We start from the raw sequence: 268 nt of genomic DNA, 5'->3' as shown, positions 1-268 counted from the left end.
ACCGAGAGTAGACGCTGCCTTTTTCAATCTCTAAACTTAATTTTTTAATGCGCAGGGTAAGTTCTTTCCTTTTTGTTTCGGTAAAATTGTAGTGTGTTTCTTTTTTGTTTCCAAAAAGGTCTGTTTCTGTTGTTATTCTAAAATCATCGGGGGTGCGATTGAGTAGCTCTAATTGTTTTTCAGCTATTGAACGTTCTTTTTTATATGCTTCTATATTTTCGTCAGCGTGTTTTATATAAAGCCTTTCCACTTCGTTTACAATATCAAA

The 268-nt window shown here is 33.6% G+C and carries 1 protein-coding gene; it reads right to left on the bottom strand.

What is annotated here, in order from left to right:
- A partial coding sequence (locus RMT89_RS43375; protein WP_315889257.1) for a hypothetical protein occupies positions 1-250 on the bottom strand: 250 nt, incomplete at its 3' end.
- Between the last annotated feature and the right edge of the window lie 18 nt (positions 251-268).

Source organism: Streptomyces sp. P17, from assembly GCF_032436805.1.
Classification (GTDB): domain Bacteria; phylum Actinomycetota; class Actinomycetes; order Streptomycetales; family Streptomycetaceae; genus Streptomyces.
This window is presented reverse-complemented; position numbering and strand designations above follow the sequence as displayed.